The sequence below is a fragment of the Paenibacillus sp. FSL R5-0486 genome, assembly GCF_037975155.1.
GTDB lineage: Bacteria > Bacillota > Bacilli > Paenibacillales > Paenibacillaceae > Paenibacillus > Paenibacillus amylolyticus.
Genome location: NZ_CP150237.1, coordinates 1827364 through 1847398, shown reverse-complemented (window position 1 = coordinate 1847398; position 20035 = coordinate 1827364). Strand labels below are relative to the sequence as shown.

Genomic DNA, 20035 nt, shown 5'->3' with positions numbered 1-20035 from the left:
AGAACTTAATCTTTAAATAATTCATTCAGCATCCGGTCGCGGTTCTCCAGAAAGCTGCGAGTAATCTGATAATGATCGGTCTCCTCATAGGCTACCTCTTGAATATGGCTATCGTCAAAACTTAAAATCTCTGCCCCCGGATACCCCAGTAAAATGGGTGAATGCGTCGCAATAATGAATTGTGAAGTGCCTGACAGATCATGAAGGATACGCAATAAGGAGAGCTGCCTAGCTGGAGACAAAGCGGCTTCGGGCTCGTCAAGCAGATAGATGCCTTTGGAACTGAAGCGATTGACGAACAGACTGAGAAAAGACTCCCCATGTGATTGTTCATGTAAAGAACGCCCGCCATAATATTGAAGCGACGCCGGCATCTCATCGACATGTGATGCGAATTGATAGAACGATTCAGAGCGCATGAAGAAGCCATTCGTTATTTTGGGTAACCATGCCAGCCTGAGATAATTCCCGAGCGAGGATTCTGAAGCATGTGTCTCATAGGTATTATTCCTGCCGCCCCCTGCGGTATTGAATCCACATTGATGAGCGATGCCTTCGAGCAGCGTAGATTTCCCTGAACCATTTTCACCTACAAAAAAAGTAACGTTATTCGTGAGCTCCAATCGTTCCAAGGACCGGATCGCGGGGATGTCAAAAGGATATTGGTTCCGATTCTCGATCTTGGCCGACAGGAGTTCCACACTTCGAAGATACATAATCATCCTCCCATATTTATTTTATATAAGTTCAACTAAAGAATATTTACAATTATGAGGATAACGAAAAGCTGCGGGTTTATTGCCTTCATAATAGAAGTGCCCCATCCAGGATAAAGCGTAATGGATGACAGCGAGTAGGAGCGTGACTTTGATATCAATAAACAAAAAAATCCATGCCACAAACGCCGACAAAAACGCGAAGTAATGCAAAATGCGGTTTTTCCGATCCTGATGCTCCTGAAGGTAATAACGCAAGTCCTTGCGCACACGATTCAACATCAGCCCACATCCATTTCACCTAAAATAAGGCTCCTTCTTTCCCACTCCATCGTAACCTATTTCGGGGTACTTTTGAAACCGTTTCAACCAAAAAAGAGCAAGCCATAGGCTTACTCTCTCTTCAGAGTTAATAGACAAATCTGCGCTGTGCCCAATAGCTGAACAGGAAGATGGATACCTCGGTCAGCAGCTTAGCTGTGAGCAGCGGGATAATTAATTTTTCATTATAAAAATACAATAAACCGTAGTTTAATAACAGCACTAGTAGGACAAGTGAGAAGTATCTGGGCAATGACTGCCGAACCTTAGAGGTTCGTCCAGCGGTAAATACGTACTTTCGATTAATCGTATAGTTGAATATTGAGCTGCATAGCCTTGCTGCGACAACCGACAGAAACAGATTATGCGTAAAATACTGGATGACGAACAGTAATCCAAAATCAATCAGAGCGGAGAGCACCGATGATGTGCTGAACATCAGGATTGGCATATAGATTCGGAATGAATCAACCAGCGGGCGGAAATGGGAGGACTCATTGTGATCCAGATACACCGTATCAATAAACTCCTCCGTAATCTCATACCCTTCCTTGTGTGCCGTTAAAAGCATGTTCATCTCGTATTCAAACCGATCCCCGGGAATCTGCTTCAGCCAGTCCAGCATGGAGTATGGAAAACCGCGTAGACCCGTCTGTGTATCATATACCTGGGTACCTGTTGTGAGGGAAAAGACCGCCCTTGTAACTGTATTGCCAAACCGGCTACGTGCTGGAATTTTACCACTGAAGCGACGGCTGCCGAGTACAATTCCTGGTGTCGTCTGTGCGAGTAGCGCTTCGAAGATACGCTTAATATCATGCGGTAGATGCTGTCCGTCACTATCTGCACTCACCACACCGCCCTGTGGTCCAAACTCCTTAATATACTGAAAGCCCGTCTTCAACGCCCTGCCCTTACCTAGATTGACGGGATGTGTCAGGACCGTACAGCCATAGGCTTCTGCCGTTTCAAAAATCCCACGGTAACCGGGGCCGCTGCCATCATCCACAATCACAATAGGGCCAAGTTTAAATGTTTGCAGTTGCAGAACGAGATTCAGTAAACGAACATCGGGTTCATATGATGGAATTAATATCGTCATGATCCTTGTCCCTCCGTCAGATAAAGAATGTCACTTACGCCACGTTCCTGGTTACGCCCCAGCGGGTTATTGACAACTCTGCCCATAAAATACATCGTGGATGAACCGCCGCCGTCTAGATTGTAAGCCCCGGTTACTCCGAGGCCTTTCATGACATCCGCCAGTTCTGCCAGAGTCATGCCGCGGCTGTTGTCCTGCCGTCCGTCCACCACCACAAAGACATAATGATTCGGAGCAATCATGCCGATCGCTGTTCTTGGATTTGCGTCTTGAATGGAACGATTACCGAAGTTATTATCGATTTTCACACTGCTAAAATCACTGACAATCTCGCCATCCTGAATCAGAATGGGCCCAAAGGATAGTGTATCGGTTGCACCTTCGGCCAGCAGTTCCGAGGAAGAAATCGCGTTCTCGTTATATGTTTTCATCGTACCGTCGTTGAACAGGGCAAGTGCATCCCGCGTGGGGCTGTCCCGATACAACGTTCCATTTCGGATAATGACACCATCATCACGGAATCCGTAGTAGTCACCATTAATGGCAAAGATCGCATTGTTGGCTGCGGCAATCTCTGACGTATTTTCGGTAATATTTGTTCCAAAGCTGTTGTCCGCCAGCGCGGTTCGCAGGCTGCTTGCATCCGTCAGCTGAACATCGGCGACATAATACGTAATCTGATCTGAGCCAGAACCGGTCTGTACCTTTTCAATACTGACCTTCATATCATCACTCGAGTAATTCCAATCATCTGACGTTGCATTCATCTCAGTCGCTGTGGTTGAAGTATTGGTGGAATCAATCGCGTTGTTCGTTGTTGCCGTTGCTGTGTTCTCATCTGCTACAACCACCTGCACATGCCGGATCAGGTAACGGTCAGCCAGGCTGTACAGGATACCACCTACCACAAGCACGATGACAAGTGTGATGATGAGCCATCTGCGCTTTCTTGGAGAGATGGGACTTTTATGTGGGTCTTTCCGGGTTGGTTTCTCATCAATCTTCATCATGTGAAGCTCACCTCTTCATCTAAGTTCTTAAGGCCATATTAGGCCGAGTAGCTTAAATGAATCTGAAACCATATCAAAAAAGGTGATCCATTTTCCCATTGAGGAAACCAGATCACCTTGATTTATAATCTATACAATCCTAAGGCCACTAATATCGTGTACATATTCGTTCAACATTCATATCACATATCTTCAACAGGTCTTCCTGTTATGCATCTGCAAAAAGAGCATCGTACGCGGGACAAGGCCGCTTCTCCAGGAATTCCGTTAACGCCGGGGGCTGCTGAGCGTATATATCCTTCAACGACGTTCCAGTATAGATGTTGCCAATCACCACAGGATGGCATAATTCACAGATGAGAATATCCCCGTTGCCGTGCAGATGCAGCTGTTTCGTGCCATCCACACAATTAGAGAAATACACACCAGGTTGTTCGCGCAAATTCAACTGTTCAGCGAACCGATCCATACAGGTGAAATAGAGCGTTGTATCTGGCTTTTTATGTTTAACTAATTCCGTAACAGATCGAACAAGGGACTCTTTGGATACAATCTGGGTCCAGTCGGTATGCGGCATCTTAATACTGTTCTGGATCTCATGGATGCGCACACCCAGATCATACACCTTATCGCTAATGGCCTGCATGTTCGCTTGATTACCTTCAAATAGTAACGTTTCCAGCACCGTCTCCAGACCGGCTTCCGTGCACAGACGGATATTCTGCTCCAACCTTTCATACATGCGAGGATGCATGCGGTAGTACGTAGCATACGACTCCGCATCCGTATAATTGAACGAGATATGAATGTTGGACAAGCCTGCATCACGCAACGCGATGATTCGTTCTTCAGTCAGCAGACTGGCATTACTGTTCAATTGTGTATCGATGCCATGTGCCGTACAGTACGTCACAATCTCCAGGCAATCCTGGTATTTCAGAGTAACTTCTCCCCCTGACAATCGCACTCTCTTGAGACGAGGAAGCTCACTAATAATACGGATGACTTCCTGACTATTGATACACGCTCCATCATCCCGATTGTAGGCGCAGCAATAGTCGCATTTATAATTGCAATTCGATGTCACTCCCACTTCAAGCCCTTCCAGCTCATATACGCCGGGTGTTTCCAGTTCGAGTGATTTATATCTGTTTTTGGTCGTCAATTCGTTGTACCTCCTGGTTCCTTCATTCAATCCATGTTTTAATAACTTGAAGATTATAGCGGAAAGCATCAGGTTCAAGATATGACATTATGTACGTTGCTTGCTGAAAACAAAAATAAAACCCATATCCTCAACGATCAGGAATGGGCCAAAGCTAGGCATATAATTATTGAATTAGACAATATAAAATATGATACCTTGACCTTTTGATGTAGCAATTCAAGCTATTTCTTACTTCTGCTTTTATTGTGTATCACTGATAAATTTAGGATTATAGGAAAATCTATGGCTCGCCAGCATGATAAATGACACACGACTTTTCAATAACACGTTCTTTATTTAACACGAGTAGAAGTCTTCTTTTACGATAGCATACATCTTCAGATCTTGAAGCTCATTTTTCACCTTCATGTATTTCCTCAGCACACCTTCGAATTGCATGCCTGCCTTCTCCATGACCTTGGCAGAACCTGTGTTTTCCACTAAACATCTGGCCTGGATTCGCTCGAGCCCCACTTCATCAAATCCAAATTGGATGATTCGTTTCACTACCTCGGTCATGTAGCCCTGATTCCAAAATTGATTAGATAACACATATCCCAGTTCAACTCTCCTGTTATCGCTGTCACACCCTAGATAGTTACAACTACCAATCAGCCTCTTAGTGTGTTTATCTTCAATCCCCCATGGGCCTATTAGATCCGTTTCATAGCGACTCATGACAAAATCTAAAAAAGCTTTAGTGTCTTCTTTGCTCTGATGCGCGTCCCAGGTCGTGAACTCCGATACAGCAGGTACAACGCAGTAACTGTACATATCCTCCAGATCATCATAGGTAAGAGGTCGGAGTAACGTCCGTTCGGTTTCCAACATGGGAAATGGTTCGAAGAAACTTTCAATCGTTTTCATAGATTTATCCTCCCTCAGATTGTTAGGAAAAAGAAACACACAGCAGCTCGCTTCATATTGCCTGACTCATCTGTTGTACAATCAAGGCCACAATCTGAGTGACTTCCACTGCCCATCTTGCATCACATATTGGACTCGTACATGCTTGCGCTCTGGATCTCCCTGCCAAAACTCCACCTCTTGTGCATTCACGGCATATAAACGCCAATTAGGTGTAACGACACCGGGGTCAAGTCTTATCTTTTCCTTCTGAGCTTCAATGGAACTATCCAACACTTCCTCGCTATCCAAAACCTCACTCTGATGTCCTGTCATAGCAACTGCTCTTGCTCCAGCTGAACGTTTGCGGAAATCATCAGCACCCGCTTCATCTCCCCGATCCTCGGCAATTCCCCTTATCCGAATCTGTCTTCCAAGTGAAGGCCAGTAGAATGTCAGAGCGACATGAGAATTTTCCTTCAACTGCTGCCCTTTTCGACTCTCCGAACTGGAAGCAAAATAGAACGTTTCGTCGATTACGTTCTTCAAAATCAACACCCGCGCATCAGGATAACCGTCTTGATCCACGGTGGATATTGTCATAGCATGAGGTTCTTTCACTTCGTTCTCAACCGCCAATCTCAACCACTCCAAAAATAACTTCCCCGGCCGATCCGGTAACTGCCCCATATCCCACGTTGGAAATGGGCCGGATAAAGATTTTAAACGTTGCAACAGTTCGATTGGTTTATCGCTCATGTCATCGCCTCCATCTTCTCTTTAGTATATTCGTTTATTTTTATCCTTCACTCTCCGCTTCCCATGTAAGCAGATCTTTGTCTTCTTCAAAATAAATACTCAAGAGCATCCGTGGTTCACCCATTCCATCTACATATAACTGCACCAGATCACTTTATCCTCATTTTTTCCAAGCTCAGTTACTTTCTTAAAATCCATAATAAGTTCTGCTTCCTTTATTCCAACGTACTCTCCAATATCTGGATTATAATACTGAATGATTTCTACCTGATACGTTCCGTTTTGTAACTCAATTCTATATCTGGCGCAATTATCGTCTGGTACGATACAATCTTCAAATTGAGCTGCCATGGTCAGACAGGTGTAGTCCACCAGATATAACTGATTATCAGTAACCTGGATGTATCCTTTAGCTCTTCTATAGCAGCTTTCAACGTCTATATTATTTTCAAAAGTAAACTCCGTTGTCCATGAATGCTCAACACCTTCATTAGTCATTTGGAGAACTAATATGTTTCCAATCTGCATCTCCTGAACAAAATGGTTTAACAGCATATCCAGCTCCCAGTCTTCACTTACGTACGTCTTGTATTGATCCGCGTTGACTAATGCAATAAAATTGGTGTCTCCGTATTCCATCCTAAACCCCATGTGTCATCTCCTTAATATGTATCAAATAAACCCGACCTCAGATAGCTTCTATCCAAGATCGGGCATTTCCTGCTTACCATTTATCTTACAAATGTGTTATGAACTCGCTCGGATTTGATAAAATAAGGAATCCAAATGGCACAAGTGATGACAGATTTAGCAATTTCTCTGATCGAGCTTCCATCTTCCAATTCTTTTGCTAACGGAATCTGGAGCAATAATAGGTAATCAATAATACCTACAATCAGACTGAGACCATAGAAGATGATCATCAGACGGGGTAATATTGCTTTCTTGCTATAAAACACAAAAATTGTATATACACTGAATAATAAAAACAGCGTATTGTACACCATCTCAAAAATAAGTACTGGACCCCATAATGGGTGATAATAGTCTGATTGTTTGGAAGTTAGCATTTCCCAAGTCTCAGTTGTGAATGTGGGTATTATCTGCTGAAATAATTGCACTGCAAGTAGAATTACCGTAACAAATAATCCAATCTGGATGAGAATCAGCCAACCACCCAATCCCGACACACCTAGTGGACGGTAGTCTGTTTTTTGCTCTTCAATATGTGGTTCCACCTCGTAACACTTCCTTATGCAGTTTTGTTTTTCTGAGATGAGTCTTCCTCGTAATAGTAATAATGCCAATCGAATCTACGGGTGCTTCTATCCCTTTACTTCACGTGCGTTGTATGTATTTTCACACTCTCCTTATAGCGATCTCTCCGTCCTCCTCTCATATAGAATTTTACACAACTTCCTTATTGTACTACGAGTGTCAAGGCACAGGTTACTTGTTTTATCAGGTAACGATGAAGGAGATTACTTCCGTTGTGGATTAAATGACAGGAGTGAAGAGGGTCATTTCTTAAATGACAATCCCTCTTCTTCCAATGCGTTTCGCAGTTTAGGCATGGCAGATGGCCCGATTCCGTGCAGCTTCAGGATCTCTTTCTCCTTGTACTCCGCAAGTTGCAGTAGTGTTGTGATGCCTTCATTCTCCAAGGCCCGTCTGGCGGGAGCTGACAATAAGGCTAGAAATCCCTCTGTCGGTTTACGTTCAGCTTCGCACGTCGGACAGGTTGGGCAATCACTTTTTTTATAATACAAATGTCCTTGTTCGCATGTTCTGAGTGCTCCTTTATCGTTTGCCATGTGGGCATCACTCCTTATAAATTGTATAATATAACCAAGGCAACCTGAATGATAGTTTACTCATAGGAGTGTGTAGAATGGAATTAAAAGACAAGTTGTTATTAATAAAAGAGAATGACTACCAAGCACCTTCAGATATATTTCCATTAGTACAAGAAATGATACATAACATCGGTTCTTTGGATGCCCAGCTACGTGATGAATTAATTTACACAACCTTATCGAATTGGATTCCTGGTCATGCTCTGACTGTGTACGAACTAGAGCAAATCTTACCCGTAGTCTTGGATGAAAACCATTTGCATTTTAGACTTGGAGAAACAAATTCAGACGCTGTATTCACTCGATCTTTCTCTATGTTGGTTATATCGCTCTTTTTATCCAGGTATAGAGAATCACCGTTTCTCTCAAAAGAACACATTCATCAGATCAAAGAGAACGTATTCTACAATGTACAAAAAGAGCGTGATTACCGTGGATATGACGAAGTAAAAGGCTGGGCTCATGCCATAGCACACGCAGCAGATGTTTTGGATGATTTAGCTCAATGTACCGAACTAGATGAGACGGATCTCTTAACTATCCTCGACCTAGTTTATCAAAAGATAACCGTTACAGACTGCGTATACTCCGATGGGGAAGATGAAAGAATGGTGAAATCCATCATTAGTGTCTTAAATAGAAAGATACTTAGTCAGACTTACATAAAGCAATAGATTGAACGTTTTGGTGATGTCGAGAAAGACCCAGAATTTCTTCCCTCGTTTAGGCAAAAAAATAATATAAAAAACTTTCTAAAAAGTCTATATTTCAGGATTAAATTTCACCAATTGGATGCTGATCTCGGTCCAACTATTGAGCACACATTATATAAAGTAGAACCCGTATATTATTCATGATTAATAGTCCTTCCAAATTAACACCCTTATCTCAGACATATTATTGGAAGGAATCGCAATTTTAATTATTGTTAAATTCAGCTCCAAACAAATTGAAATTAGGTTATGAATTCGGCTTGTTTTCTTACCATATAACTTACATTCCGTACTCGGCAAAAACGGCTGCATATTTCTTTTCTAATATCGTCCAGCGCTTTTCGGCTCCGTATTTGGCGTGCAGTTGCTGTAAATAATGCTTGGCTTCTTCCGTATCGCCGGCTTTTAGCAGGAAGCGGAAGGTTACTTCGCTTAAATGTAGCGCTGTCTTATCCATATAATAATGGACTATATCTCTGGCCCCTGTCAGCGAGTGTAGGAATGAAATGCCCTCTTCCATATGTGACACCAGTTCTTTCGATAAAGCGTCTGGATCGATATCAGGCGTTAAGGTATAGTGGGCCGGAGCGGCAGGGGCTATTTCTCTGATTCGGCAGGTAAAATGAGATGTGAACTCCAATATGTCTCCATTCAATCCAACGGAATGCAACTCCGCAAGTTCGGTGGAATGAACACCACAATTAACATAAAACTGGACTTGACGAATGGTGTTATACTTTGCTCTTTGAATGTTGAACTTGTATGCGAGATTTCCATCCGCTTTGTAGAAATTCAGATTTTTCTTGGAATAGCCGTGTTTGGCAAATACGGGTTTGACTTCTGTATTGATGATCTTCTTAAAAAGTTCCTGCATTAGATATCACTCCCAAGGCAAAGTTTATTTAATACGTTGTTACCTTTTTTTGTTCAAAATCATGCTTGTTCTAATTTATAAAAATACTATTTAGCTTCTTCTCGTAGCATATGAGCCAGTTTGTACATTTCTGCAATGTCATGCCTGTTCTGTTCCTGGAATCTTCGGATCGCCTCATCAATCTCTACTACTTCAACTGCAACCACCTGCTCGCCATCTTCCGGATTCAGCGGATCACCGACAAGTTCAACATCTCCATATCCAATGATTCGTACAAAATGGGGATGCGGGATATGCGGTCGATACGGTTCCAAAGCACTGGATGTGCAATAGAATTGACCAAAGATCTGATAGGACCGCATTTCTGCCCCAAGTTCCTCCATCAGTTCACGTTTTAACCCATCCATATAATGCTCACCTGCTTCAAGCGTCCCCCCAGGCAGCTCCCAGGCTCCATTATCCAGTTGGAAGACAACACATTGATCCCCGACAAACGGAATGATGCTAATATTACTCACCAGCTTTTCATCCACGATGTCGTTCAATCTGAACTCCGCCTCAATAATTCCCCAATGAATCGACGTACTCAGCGCCGGAAATAGTTCCGCACTCAAGCTACTCATCCGCACCCGATCCTCTCTATCTAATTCCACTATTCTTCCAATTATAGTCGAAAACACAGAAAGAAGGCCACCTTCCCACCGGGGAGTACGTGACCCTCTTCTTACGCTCTCTGCCCTTAAGCCTTGAATCAGTGTTCTCTCCAGACTCTCAGACCATTCTCCTTCTAATGCTGTACCAACTTTCCCTTTTCCAAAAAAAGAACCCGGCTACAGAGCGGCAAAATCCGCTCATCATGCGTAACCATCACTGCACTCTTGCCCTGCTCTTTCACGAGCCGTGCAATCATGCCTACAATATCCAGCCCACGTTCCGCATCCAGACTGGCTGTTGGTTCATCCGCGAGCAGAACAGCCGGATCGTTCATCAAGGCCCGTGCAATAGCGACCCGCTGACGTTCCCCGCCAGACAGCTTCTCCGCATACGCCTTCCGCCGATGGGTCAAGCCTACCGTGTCTAATAGCTCATGAACGCGCTTCTCCGCCTTGTTTTTTTCCGTTCCGGCGAGCTTTGCGACCACCATGAGTTGTTCTTCTACTTTCAGATACGGAATGAGGTTAGCACTTTGAAAAATAAAACCGAGCTGCTGAAGCCGCATATCGGATATCTCCTGTTTGCCTTTACCCATAATCGAGGCCCCATCCAGTAGAACCTGCCCCTCCGTAGGTTCAAGAAGTGCGCCAGCAATGGACAGGAATGTACTTTTACCCGAGCCGGAAGGCCCCATTACGGCCACAAGTTCCCCTTCGGCAACCTCAAGGTCCAGTTTGTCCAGAATCGTGCGTTTGCTGCCGCCATCTTCAAAGGTCTGTGTAATTCCCTGTAATACCAATCGGTTTCTCATGCTGCTGTCCTCCCAATCGCATCAAGTGCATCAATTTTGGTAACCTTCCACACCGAGAATAACGAACCCGCCACAGACATGAGTATGAATAACACACAGGTCAGTGCGAGGGTGGACAAGCCTAATTGAAACGGCATCGATGCAGGAAGAATGGACTCGAACAGTCGAACCAATAGTACGCTAATGACCAGACTGCCAACCGACAGAACCAAGACTTGTAACGAAACACTACCCGCCAGATAAGCATTCCGCGTTCCAATGGCTTTTAATATCCCGAACTGACTCGTTTTCTGAATCGTGATGACATAGAAGAATACCGCAAGCACAAACGCCGAGATGACATATAGAAAAGCGATCATCATGAGCAACGATCCCTGCTCTTCCTTATATCCAGGAATGGCCGATACAGCATCCGACTTTGTGATGACTTCCGTATTAGGCATTGCAACACTCAGGCGGTCTACCTGATCGCCCCCATCCTTAATCGCAATAGCATTGTATATCGGAGCATTGGCATTGGTGTCTGCTGAACCTTGCGAAGTTCGTGAACCTCCTTGAAGCGTAAGCCATTCCTGTTCATTCAGGAACACCACTGGGGAGTGACTGAAGGACTCATTTTGTACAAATCCACCAACGGTCCACTCCGTTCCCGAAGCTTGATCGACCAGAACGGTACCAATCGTGACACCAGATTCAGACAACTTTTGGTCCACCACAACCTGCCCTTTTGTCTGATCCGTAATCGGAGACCCTTCAGTCACCGTTGGAGCAAGCCAGCCCTCCGGATTAACCATGAACAGCGTGACATCGATCTTTTTTGTGTCGCCGGTTGGACTGACGGTTGTCATTTTCACACCGAGTGGCTCAGCGTTCTCTTGCCCCACCACGGAGCGAGCTTGATTAAGTTGATCCTGATCCACTTGTGACCGGGTGAACCGATGATTCGAATCCTGCTCCAGCACAAAGTGGGTTGCTGCCATATTTTTGACCGAAGCTGCGTTATCATACGCCAGCCCCTGTGCAAGACCTGTAACAAACAGTACCAGAAATGAAACCAGTACCATGATTGTAGCAATTAAGGCATAGCGCCCTTTGGCATACCTCATTTCCCGAATAGCCAAGTACATGTTCTGTGACCTCCCTCTTGATAATCCAAGTATAGGAGGCGAAAATGAACGGCAAATGAATAACAGATTACATCTGCGGAAGTGTCACGATAAAGACCGTACCCTCAGGCGAACTGGAAACCTCGATTGTACCGTCATGAATTCGGATAATTTTCTGCACAATGGCAAGTCCAAGCCCGGTTCGTCCAGAAGAACGTTCCCGCGCACGATCCACCCGATAGAATCGATCGAACAGGAAAGGCAGATGCTCCGCAGCAATTCCGTCTCCTGTATCCCGAATCTGAATCACACACTGGTTATCTGTCTGCTCGGCATGAATCTCAATGCTTCTTCCCTGTGGTAGATGGTTCACCGCATTGCCCAGTAGATTCATCCAAACTTGCATGAGCAACACTTCATTGCCAACCAGCTGGATGGATTCGGGTACCGAAATCCGAAGCAACAGTTCTTTTTCTTCTAATTGCCATTGCAGCACCTGAACGGCTTGCCGGAATTGATCTCGCAGAGAGAACTTTACTTTGGACAGATCTTCGTTGCCTTGTTCAAGGGAAGACAGGAGAAGCAGTTGTTTGCTGAGCAAAGAGAGATGACGACTCTCCTCCTCTATGATTGATGCATAGTGCTCCCGTTCCTGTTCAGGCAGATCCCGATCCGCCACCAATTGGGCAAAACCCTGAATCGAGGTCAGCGGTGATTGAATCTCATGCGATACATTCGATACAAACTGCTGTCGCGCCTGATCTACCCTTTCCAATTCACGACTCATGGTCATGAAATGCTGGGCCAGCTGTCCAATCTCATCCCGCCTTGCGGTAGGCAATTTCAGATTATATTTTCCTTGCGCAATCCGTTTGGTTGCCTCGGACAGACGTTCAATCGGATTGACCAGATAGCGGGTACTGATCAGAAAGATCAGGATACTAATACCTATCGTCAATGCTCCAATCAGCGCAAAAAAGATCCGCAGCTCACCGAATTGCAGAATTACATCCGGACGCATAAAGAGGGCGTAATTCGCATTGCCTAGCTGTAGATGAACACCCACGGTATTGCTTAATTGATTATCAAAGAAGCCGGTAATGAACGGTTTGCTTGGAAACTGGGCGACGCCATGGTATACCTCACCATTCAACACCAGTTCTACAACTTGCTTGTCCAGATCTTTCTCACGGAATTCGCGGCCGTAGAATTGGTCGTTGCCTTTTCCATCCGTCACATAGATTTCGTACCCGAGTGCGGCAGCATTGTTCAGATAATCCTCCATTGTACCGGGTTGCTGTTCCACAAATTGCTTCATTTGCATCGCGATGCCCACCAGCTTCTCATCATTGAAATCCTTGAGCTTTGTATGATAGTAGATGTTGGACAAAAGAAAACCAAGCATGCCGCTGACCATAATCACGGCAATTGTAATGAGGAATACCCGGACGTACAAGGTCCTCAAGGTGCTTTCACCTCCATCTTGTAACCAATACCCCGCACAGTCTGGATGATGAAATCGTCCGTATAATCGGCAAAACGATCACGCAATCGCTTGATATGTACATCAACGGTACGGTCATCTCCTTCGTAGTCTGCTCCCCAAACGAGCCGAATGAGCTCATCCCGCGAGAACAAACGGCCTGGAAACTGGGCAAGCTGTGAGAGTAATTCAAATTCTTTCATCGGTAAAAAGAGAATGGATTGCCCATCGGTAACCTCCACATTGTTACGGTCAATGACGATCCGGTTCATACGGATAATATCGCTGGATGTGCGATGGTACCGACGAAATAACGCCTTTACCCGGTAGACTAATTCTTCCGGTTCAAATGGCTTGGTCACATATTCATCTGTTCCTTTCAAATAACCATCTCTCTTGTCAGATAGCTGATCTCGTGCCGTCAGCAACATAATTGGAATATCGTAGTGCTGCCGAATGTAATCACATAACTCCAGTCCGTCCATGCCGGGCATCATCACATCGAGGATCGCCAGATCGATCGGCGTTTCTTGCATCAGTTTGACCGCTGCCAATCCATCCTGCGCTTCATGGACCCGATACCCTTCTTTAGTCATGACATGCCGCAGGAGTGCTCGAATATTGGCATCATCGTCTGCCAGCAGCAGATGTTTCATATCGTTGTCCGCCCTTCTATGTAGCGAGTATATCTCACTTTGATCCTGCACAGATGGTAGCATAAAAGCAATCTTATTCGCCAGCACATGCATGGAGACACCCTGGACATGTTTATATTTTCTTAAATCTGGTTGACACTACTAAGAGGCAGAACTATAATAAATCCATAACATATGAACGAACGCTCATATATTCATTTGTAGATGATCACACATTGCCAAAAATCATCTATATTCCACACTAGAAATCATATTACATAACGGAGCAAGGCTCCAAAGGAGAGGATTTATATGTCCGGACATCATCACAGTCATAACCATGGGCAAGATCATGGACACAACCACGCTCACACCACCAATAACAAGAAAGTCCTGTTGTTTTCCTTCATTATTATTACCATCTATATGATCGTTGAAGCCATTGGTGGATTCATCACCAACAGTCTCGCGCTTATCTCGGATGCAGGTCATATGTTGTCCGATTCCATTGCGCTCGGGATCGCTTTGCTGGCGTTCACCTTTGGTGAAAAAGCGGTGAATACTGGCAAAACGTACGGATACAGAAGATTTGAAATTTTGGCCGCTACGTTAAACGGAATTACGTTAATCGCCATTGCACTCTACATTTTCTACGAAGCGATTGGGCGTTTCATCAACCCGCCAGAAGTCGCAACCGTAGGCATGTTGATCATCAGCGTCATTGGGTTGCTCATCAATATTCTGGTGGCCTGGATCATGATGCGAGGTAGTGATACGGAAAATAATCTGAATATGCGCGGTGCTTATCTCCATGTCATTAGCGACATGCTGGGATCGGTTGGGGCCATTGCGGCAGCCCTGCTCATGATGTTCTTTGGCTGGGGTTGGGCCGATCCACTTGCAAGTGTAATTGTCGCGGCGTTGGTATTACGAAGTGGTTTCTATGTCACCAAATCATCCCTGCATATTTTGATGGAAGGCACTCCAGCCAATGTCGATGTGAATGAACTGGTGCAGACCATCAAACAAGTCGATGGCGTCAAAGGTGTTCATGATGTGCATGTCTGGTCCATCACCAGTAACTTGAACGCGCTGACCGCTCATATCGTGGTGGATGGAACGATGGATGTCTATGCATCCGAGATCCTGGTTCAGAAGATTGAACATATGCTGGAACATAAAGAAATCAAACATGTGACGCTCCAAGTAGAGTCCGAAAAACATCTGCATGACACCTCGGTATTATGTACCGTCAAAGGCGACGCACCAGATGCCCATGCGCATCATCACCATTAATTAATTCCACGTTACTGATAGTGCAAACGAAAACAGGGCAAAGCTCCGTAAGATGGAGCTCTGCCCTGTTATTTATTTAGTAAGTACTTCTCTGCAAACCGGCTGCCTGCCACCAAAATTATATTTTACATTCAATATAACTTGTGTAAATAACGTGCCAGCATTTGTTCCTCCACAGACAATCCAAGCGAAACAAATCGGTTGTGGATCGCTCGAAACACATCACTATTATCGAATCCTTGTGCCTGAACATCTCGTAATAAACTAAACAGTCCTACCTGCTCTGCACTGGAGATATAGGATATAAGCTGTTCATCTTGATCATACGAAATTTCCTTCTCATGCCACGGATGAGGAACTACTCTCTTGGAGTAATCCACCAATGCATCTCCCACTCCAACACCAAGACCATCTAAGGTATCTAAAATAACTTCATTTCGCCTTGTTTGCCGAACTTCCTTACTATAGGAGTATCCGTCATGGATAAGCTGAAATCCAAAACGTTGCACAGCCAAATCTCTCACCTTCTCTTGTTCTCGGTCCCACTTTTTCTTGTCAAAATACTCACTTTCGCTCGTGTTGTCCTCTTGCTCCTTAACGTAGTCCAAATATTGTTGTTTCGATTCAAATTCATTCAACAGAAGTCCCTCATGTCCCGAGAATCCAAAGGCAAAAAAATCTCTAATATTTCTAGCTACAATCCTCGCATAACTTCCAAAAGCCATGGGATCAACCCGAACAATAGGCACTACACTCAAATCAGTAACATTTCCAAAATCAGTCAAGAAGGAGAAATGAATACCACCCATTCCGGTACGTGCAAACATGATTGCGTCAACTGGAGAACTCATATACCCGCCATTATCATGTGGATCAAATTGTAGAAAATAACCTGTTGGTGTCTCCAAATAAGGAACTTCCTGTTTAATCTCTTCCTCCCATGTGATGATTTCTTTCAGCAAATGGGGTATCTCGTAGGAATTTGTCATTAAGCGATCTCTCCTCCCTATAAAAGCAATACATATTCACTATAGTTTACCTCATTAAGTCCGTTAGCTCTTCAAAGATGAGCCGCTATAAAAAAACAGCTGACTATATAGCCAGCTGCCTGCCTAAACCATTACTGTGATAACAATATAAGGACTATCTAATCTTTTTGGACCTGCAAGATTCGATCATTAACCATTGCTTTTAGAAAAAAGAGCTCATCCCCCACCGGAACACGCCGCTGTTCTCTTTCAAACAAACTTATGGCCTCCTCCAAGGATGCAGTTTTCACTGATTTACTGCAAGCGATTAGCTGTTCGAAGAATATTTTCATCTCTTCAGAATCACATATGGACTCGTGCCCTAACAAGAAGTGCTCCGCATCATATCGCTCGATATCCTGTATCATCGGTAATAACAAATCCTGCTTATAATGAAATAACGAACGAGTCGTTGTAGAATACGGACTGTCTCCAAGGAAAATTGTCTTTTCATCCGGAATATATACAATGGTTGAATCGTCCGTATGCGTACTTCGAATCTGATCCAGCATGCAGACCTTGTTTCCTAGATCGATCTGGAGGTATTGTTCAAAGACGATACCCGATCTACCCAACACAAAAGACTCCCTTTCAGGTATCTCATTCTGTATAACCGCCATACAGTGTGCACTAATCTTTTTGGCCTCTACATACTTACATAGTGTAGCATCATCAAATGAATAATCTCTCCATTCATTCAAGCGCTTATTAGTTAAACGATTAACGATGATCGTCGCACCGAATTCATTCATTCCCAAAAAATGATCCCAATGCGCATGAGTAATAACCACATACTGAATGGGCGGCACATCTAAGCATCGAATTTCCTCGATAAAATCTCTGGCATGTTGAACCGAATTTCCACCATCGATCACCAGACTATGTTTTTCCCCACACACCAAGCCTAGTACCGGTCTTTCTCTATCATTATCGTTGGACATATAATAAATGGAATCGCTTAATTGTTTTAACATGTCAATTCTTCTCCTCTATATGATTATTTTCATATCATAGGCAGAGAAAAACCGCATGCTTATTCAAGCTAATACATGGATTTTTCTCCGTTTATGGATTTACCAATGGAATCACCTCTTTCAATCTGTGTTCCCAAACACTTCTCGTAATCAGATTCAAAATCGTCCCAAGTACTAAATACGCGACGATAAACCAGATTGCTGTCTCTGCAAAAACAGACCACTGAGGCCAAAACAACCCTGCTTTACTCAGAACAATGATACCCATGAATGCCAAAATCGCAATCTGAACTATGCAGGCAAAACGCATGGAGATGGGGTATTTCCCGGGAAACTTCCCACCCATAGCATACTCGCCCCACGGCACACCTACCGCTAAAGCAACTTGAAAGAGAATCACGATTAGGATCAGGAAGGTAAATGCTATTGCTGACGTTAATACGATCATGACCACACTCCTAAATCATAGGTGATTATAATGGTTTATCATAAGTGCCTGGGCTTGATCACAGTTCAATGGTTCAGTAAAAGGTACTTCCAAAAAGTACTCCAGTTGCCATTGTTGCGTTTTTAGAGCCTGTTTACTTGTTGGCTTGTCCCAAGGCGGATATACACGTATGGCGCGCTTGCCACCTTTGCCTTGGTCCGATATGATATCTCGCTGTAACAATACATGCCTCGGAAATACAAATTGCCCAAAGTGGCTACCTGCGCGTGTACTAATGACATACACATCTGCTGGATCTGATCCATCATATGGCTGTGTCGTTCCATCCTCACTCCGCTGCCATAGGGTAACAAATTGTCCGATCTTGGTTGGCGTGGTTTTGGCGACGCGAAATCGAATGGAGAGAGCATTTATGGTGAACACATATGCACCATATTCAGCATTTTGTGCTTCTTCATGTGGTTGTGAGCATACAAAGCCACACTTGTCATAGATAAGTTCTTTACTGGCAAGTAAGTCACCATGGTGCTTGTCTGAGGTCATCCATGAATTATGGCTGTTCGAACTATTCTTCTCATCCAAATTATAAGGTCTTCTTAAACTCCCCATTTGATTATTCAACAAAATGCTCCCTCTCTTCCTGTTTGAAACTGAACACATAATCTGGATGCTTTTTGGCGTGAGGTGGAAGATGATGTACAGGGGAAAATTACAGATCCTGCATTCAAATACGAGCGCTACGTATTCAACTTGATGACTATTGAGAATTGAAAAGATTATATAATTTCCGTCTAGTGGCAGTGAATGATTGCTTGGTTTGATTTTGCTTAATCGTTCTATTAATTCTGCAACTTCAGATTTCCTAGTTACTGCCATCACTTGAACTTCATTCTTACGAATACCTTCACTATAAATCTCAGCGCTAACCCCCTCTATGTGAAAAAGAACATCATCATTAGCGAAGGTAAAGCCCAATACTTGAATATTAGTTACCGATGCTATGCCTTCTTGGATTCAACTATCGATTGCACGTTAGCAAAGCGGCTTATTCGCATTAACATCTAGCACATAGTCCATACCTATATTTAGTGAAATCCAACTTATGCTTTAACTTGGATTGAAAGAAATCTTGATGATCTTGCATTATTCTAAAATATCCAAAAACAGGATGCTCTTCTGATAAACCAAATACCTCGCGGTATTCCTCTAATGAAACATGTTGAACTTCCTCTTCACCAATAATGACTGGAACATCTGCGCCCACTTCACTCCATTCAACCGATCTTGTTACATCAGATTCCTCAAAATAATAGGGTGAAGTACATTCTTCAACGAATAAGTTTTTACTTTCAGCAAATTTAATGGCCTGATATGAATCATGACTACTACCGATGAACATATAATAGTCCCAACCAAAATGCACAAAAAAATGATCTTTGGCATACAATTGACAGTCAGCATAATTTCTTAATATCATCTTACATATCGTGCGAATTTCAATAATGCTATACGTCATATCTTCCTTAATACCGATGTCGCTAAATTCTTCTTCATATAACACAGATCGTTTATCTTCTTGTGAGATCGATCGATCCGATACTTGAATAGCCCGTAGAGTCTGCTGTCCTGCTTCCTTTAGAAACGCCATGATTGTATCTATGTACGCATTTTCAACGATAAGATATTGTTCAAAAGCGAATACATTCCCCTTAATTACCTTTCCAATTTCGGATGGGCATGTCCATTCATCTAGTACATTTTTGATTTGCCATTGATAATTAATTTTAATTCTCTCCTGTAGGCATAGTTTGTTCTACTGCTCTTAGCTCAATAGAGCAAAACTTTAATACAAGTCATTACATTTCTTCTTAAACATTAATCTCGTCCCAATGTATAATGACGTATCCAATTTGAATTAAAATCAAAACCAGATAACTTATACTTACAACGAAACTGAATGTAAAATTTCTCTGATTAATCATATACTCTTCTGTACTGATCTTACCATAATGTAATCGGGATTTAAGTCTAGTCTTTGTTTTCAATATTAAATATACCTCTATAATTCCGAATACTCCCCATCCCAAAGTAAACAGCAATAATCCAGCATTTGAAACAGACAATAAAAAGAGTACGCCCTCATCCGAAGACACTCTAAATCTAAAACTTAAATTTACTACTAGGGTTAGGATAAAT

The 20035-nt window shown here is 43.4% G+C and carries 24 protein-coding genes; 2 read left to right on the top strand and 22 right to left on the bottom strand.

The window, feature by feature from the left end; translation table 11 throughout:
• Positions 1-5: 5 nt before the first annotated feature.
• From MKY01_RS08290 to MKY01_RS08240, 11 genes are all read right to left on the bottom strand, one after another.
• Positions 6-716 carry an AAA family ATPase gene (locus tag MKY01_RS08290; protein ID WP_036611058.1) on the bottom strand — a complete coding sequence of 237 codons (711 nt, stop codon included), beginning with the start codon at positions 714-716 and terminating at the stop codon, positions 6-8.
• A gap of 21 nt (positions 717-737) precedes the next feature.
• Positions 738-929, bottom strand: a complete 192-nt coding sequence (locus MKY01_RS08285) for an Mpo1-like protein (RefSeq protein WP_339287130.1) — start codon at positions 927-929, stop codon at positions 738-740.
• Positions 874-1017 (bottom strand): hypothetical protein, encoded by a 144-nt coding sequence (locus MKY01_RS08280; protein WP_253509539.1) that lies wholly within the window; start codon positions 1015-1017, stop codon positions 874-876. Before MKY01_RS08280 ends, MKY01_RS08285 begins: the two co-directional genes overlap by 56 nt.
• 108 nt (positions 1018-1125) lie before the next feature.
• Positions 1126-2139 (bottom strand): bifunctional glycosyltransferase family 2/GtrA family protein, encoded by a 1014-nt coding sequence (locus MKY01_RS08275; protein ID WP_339286199.1) that lies wholly within the window; start codon positions 2137-2139, stop codon positions 1126-1128.
• Positions 2136-3149 carry a phosphodiester glycosidase family protein gene (locus tag MKY01_RS08270; protein WP_339286198.1) on the bottom strand — a complete coding sequence of 338 codons (1014 nt, stop codon included), beginning with the start codon at positions 3147-3149 and terminating at the stop codon, positions 2136-2138. Before MKY01_RS08270 ends, MKY01_RS08275 begins: the two co-directional genes overlap by 4 nt.
• A 208-nt stretch (positions 3150-3357) precedes the next feature.
• Entirely contained in the window at positions 3358-4314 is a 957-nt protein-coding gene (locus tag MKY01_RS08265) for a radical SAM protein (RefSeq protein WP_339286197.1), read from the bottom strand.
• A gap of 339 nt (positions 4315-4653) precedes the next feature.
• Positions 4654-5223 (bottom strand): GNAT family protein, encoded by a 570-nt coding sequence (locus tag MKY01_RS08260; protein WP_315371939.1) that lies wholly within the window; start codon positions 5221-5223, stop codon positions 4654-4656.
• An 81-nt stretch (positions 5224-5304) separates the two neighbouring features.
• Entirely contained in the window at positions 5305-5961 is a 657-nt protein-coding gene (locus tag MKY01_RS08255; RefSeq protein WP_315371938.1) for a pyridoxal 5'-phosphate synthase, read from the bottom strand.
• Positions 5962-6090: 129 nt separating this feature from the next.
• Positions 6091-6612, bottom strand: coding sequence for a hypothetical protein (locus MKY01_RS08250; protein ID WP_127544748.1), 522 nt, complete (start codon positions 6610-6612; stop codon positions 6091-6093).
• 80 nt (positions 6613-6692) lie between these two features.
• On the bottom strand, positions 6693-7199 hold the full coding sequence (locus tag MKY01_RS08245) for a DUF2569 domain-containing protein (RefSeq protein ID WP_036610454.1): 507 nt from the start codon (positions 7197-7199) through the stop codon (positions 6693-6695).
• 282 nt (positions 7200-7481) lie between these two features.
• Complete coding sequence (locus MKY01_RS08240) at positions 7482-7775, bottom strand: RNA polymerase alpha subunit C-terminal domain-containing protein (protein WP_282318883.1); 294 nt, start codon at positions 7773-7775, stop codon at positions 7482-7484.
• A 77-nt stretch (positions 7776-7852) separates the two neighbouring features.
• On the opposite strand from MKY01_RS08240, the gene MKY01_RS08235 reads away from it, so the two are divergent.
• Complete coding sequence (locus MKY01_RS08235) at positions 7853-8491, top strand: DUF2785 domain-containing protein (RefSeq protein ID WP_282318884.1); 639 nt, start codon at positions 7853-7855, stop codon at positions 8489-8491.
• 319 nt (positions 8492-8810) lie between these two features.
• Here MKY01_RS08235 and MKY01_RS08230 read toward each other — a convergent pair whose 3' ends face one another.
• From MKY01_RS08230 to MKY01_RS08205, 6 genes are all read right to left on the bottom strand, one after another.
• A complete protein-coding gene (locus MKY01_RS08230) occupies positions 8811-9404 on the bottom strand; it encodes a DUF4304 domain-containing protein (RefSeq protein WP_282318885.1) in 594 nt (197 codons plus the stop codon).
• 86 nt (positions 9405-9490) lie between these two features.
• Positions 9491-10027 (bottom strand): NUDIX domain-containing protein, encoded by a 537-nt coding sequence (locus MKY01_RS08225; RefSeq protein WP_282318886.1) that lies wholly within the window; start codon positions 10025-10027, stop codon positions 9491-9493.
• Between the two features lie 164 nt (positions 10028-10191).
• The gene (locus MKY01_RS08220) at positions 10192-10869 is read right to left on the bottom strand and encodes an ABC transporter ATP-binding protein (protein WP_282318887.1); all 678 of its coding nucleotides are present in this window, start codon (positions 10867-10869) and stop codon (positions 10192-10194) included.
• Entirely contained in the window at positions 10866-11996 is a 1131-nt protein-coding gene (locus MKY01_RS08215; RefSeq protein WP_282318888.1) for an ABC transporter permease, read from the bottom strand. The genes MKY01_RS08220 and MKY01_RS08215 overlap by 4 nt, the downstream gene beginning before the upstream one ends.
• Before the next feature lie 67 nt (positions 11997-12063).
• Entirely contained in the window at positions 12064-13440 is a 1377-nt protein-coding gene (locus MKY01_RS08210) for a HAMP domain-containing sensor histidine kinase (RefSeq protein ID WP_339286196.1), read from the bottom strand.
• Positions 13437-14114: a response regulator transcription factor gene (locus MKY01_RS08205; protein ID WP_282322204.1), complete on the bottom strand. Its 678-nt coding sequence runs from the start codon at positions 14112-14114 to the stop codon at positions 13437-13439. Before MKY01_RS08205 ends, MKY01_RS08210 begins: the two co-directional genes overlap by 4 nt.
• 291 nt (positions 14115-14405) lie before the next feature.
• On the opposite strand from MKY01_RS08205, the gene MKY01_RS08200 reads away from it, so the two are divergent.
• Positions 14406-15389: a cation diffusion facilitator family transporter gene (locus MKY01_RS08200; RefSeq protein ID WP_127544781.1), complete on the top strand. Its 984-nt coding sequence runs from the start codon at positions 14406-14408 to the stop codon at positions 15387-15389.
• Between the two features lie 131 nt (positions 15390-15520).
• Here the strand turns inward: MKY01_RS08200 and MKY01_RS08195 are convergent, their stop codons facing one another.
• The 5 genes from MKY01_RS08195 to MKY01_RS08175 form a co-directional block, all read right to left on the bottom strand.
• Positions 15521-16378, bottom strand: coding sequence for a hypothetical protein (locus MKY01_RS08195; protein ID WP_127544787.1), 858 nt, complete (start codon positions 16376-16378; stop codon positions 15521-15523).
• 158 nt (positions 16379-16536) lie between these two features.
• On the bottom strand, positions 16537-17391 hold the full coding sequence (locus MKY01_RS08190) for an MBL fold metallo-hydrolase (RefSeq protein WP_339286193.1): 855 nt from the start codon (positions 17389-17391) through the stop codon (positions 16537-16539).
• A gap of 91 nt (positions 17392-17482) precedes the next feature.
• A complete protein-coding gene (locus tag MKY01_RS08185; RefSeq protein ID WP_339286191.1) occupies positions 17483-17839 on the bottom strand; it encodes a hypothetical protein in 357 nt (118 codons plus the stop codon).
• A 15-nt stretch (positions 17840-17854) separates the two neighbouring features.
• Positions 17855-18463, bottom strand: coding sequence for a MepB family protein (locus MKY01_RS08180; protein WP_339286190.1), 609 nt, complete (start codon positions 18461-18463; stop codon positions 17855-17857).
• 430 nt (positions 18464-18893) lie between these two features.
• Entirely contained in the window at positions 18894-19400 is a 507-nt protein-coding gene (locus MKY01_RS08175) for a hypothetical protein (protein WP_339286189.1), read from the bottom strand.
• Positions 19401-20035 lie beyond the last annotated feature (635 nt).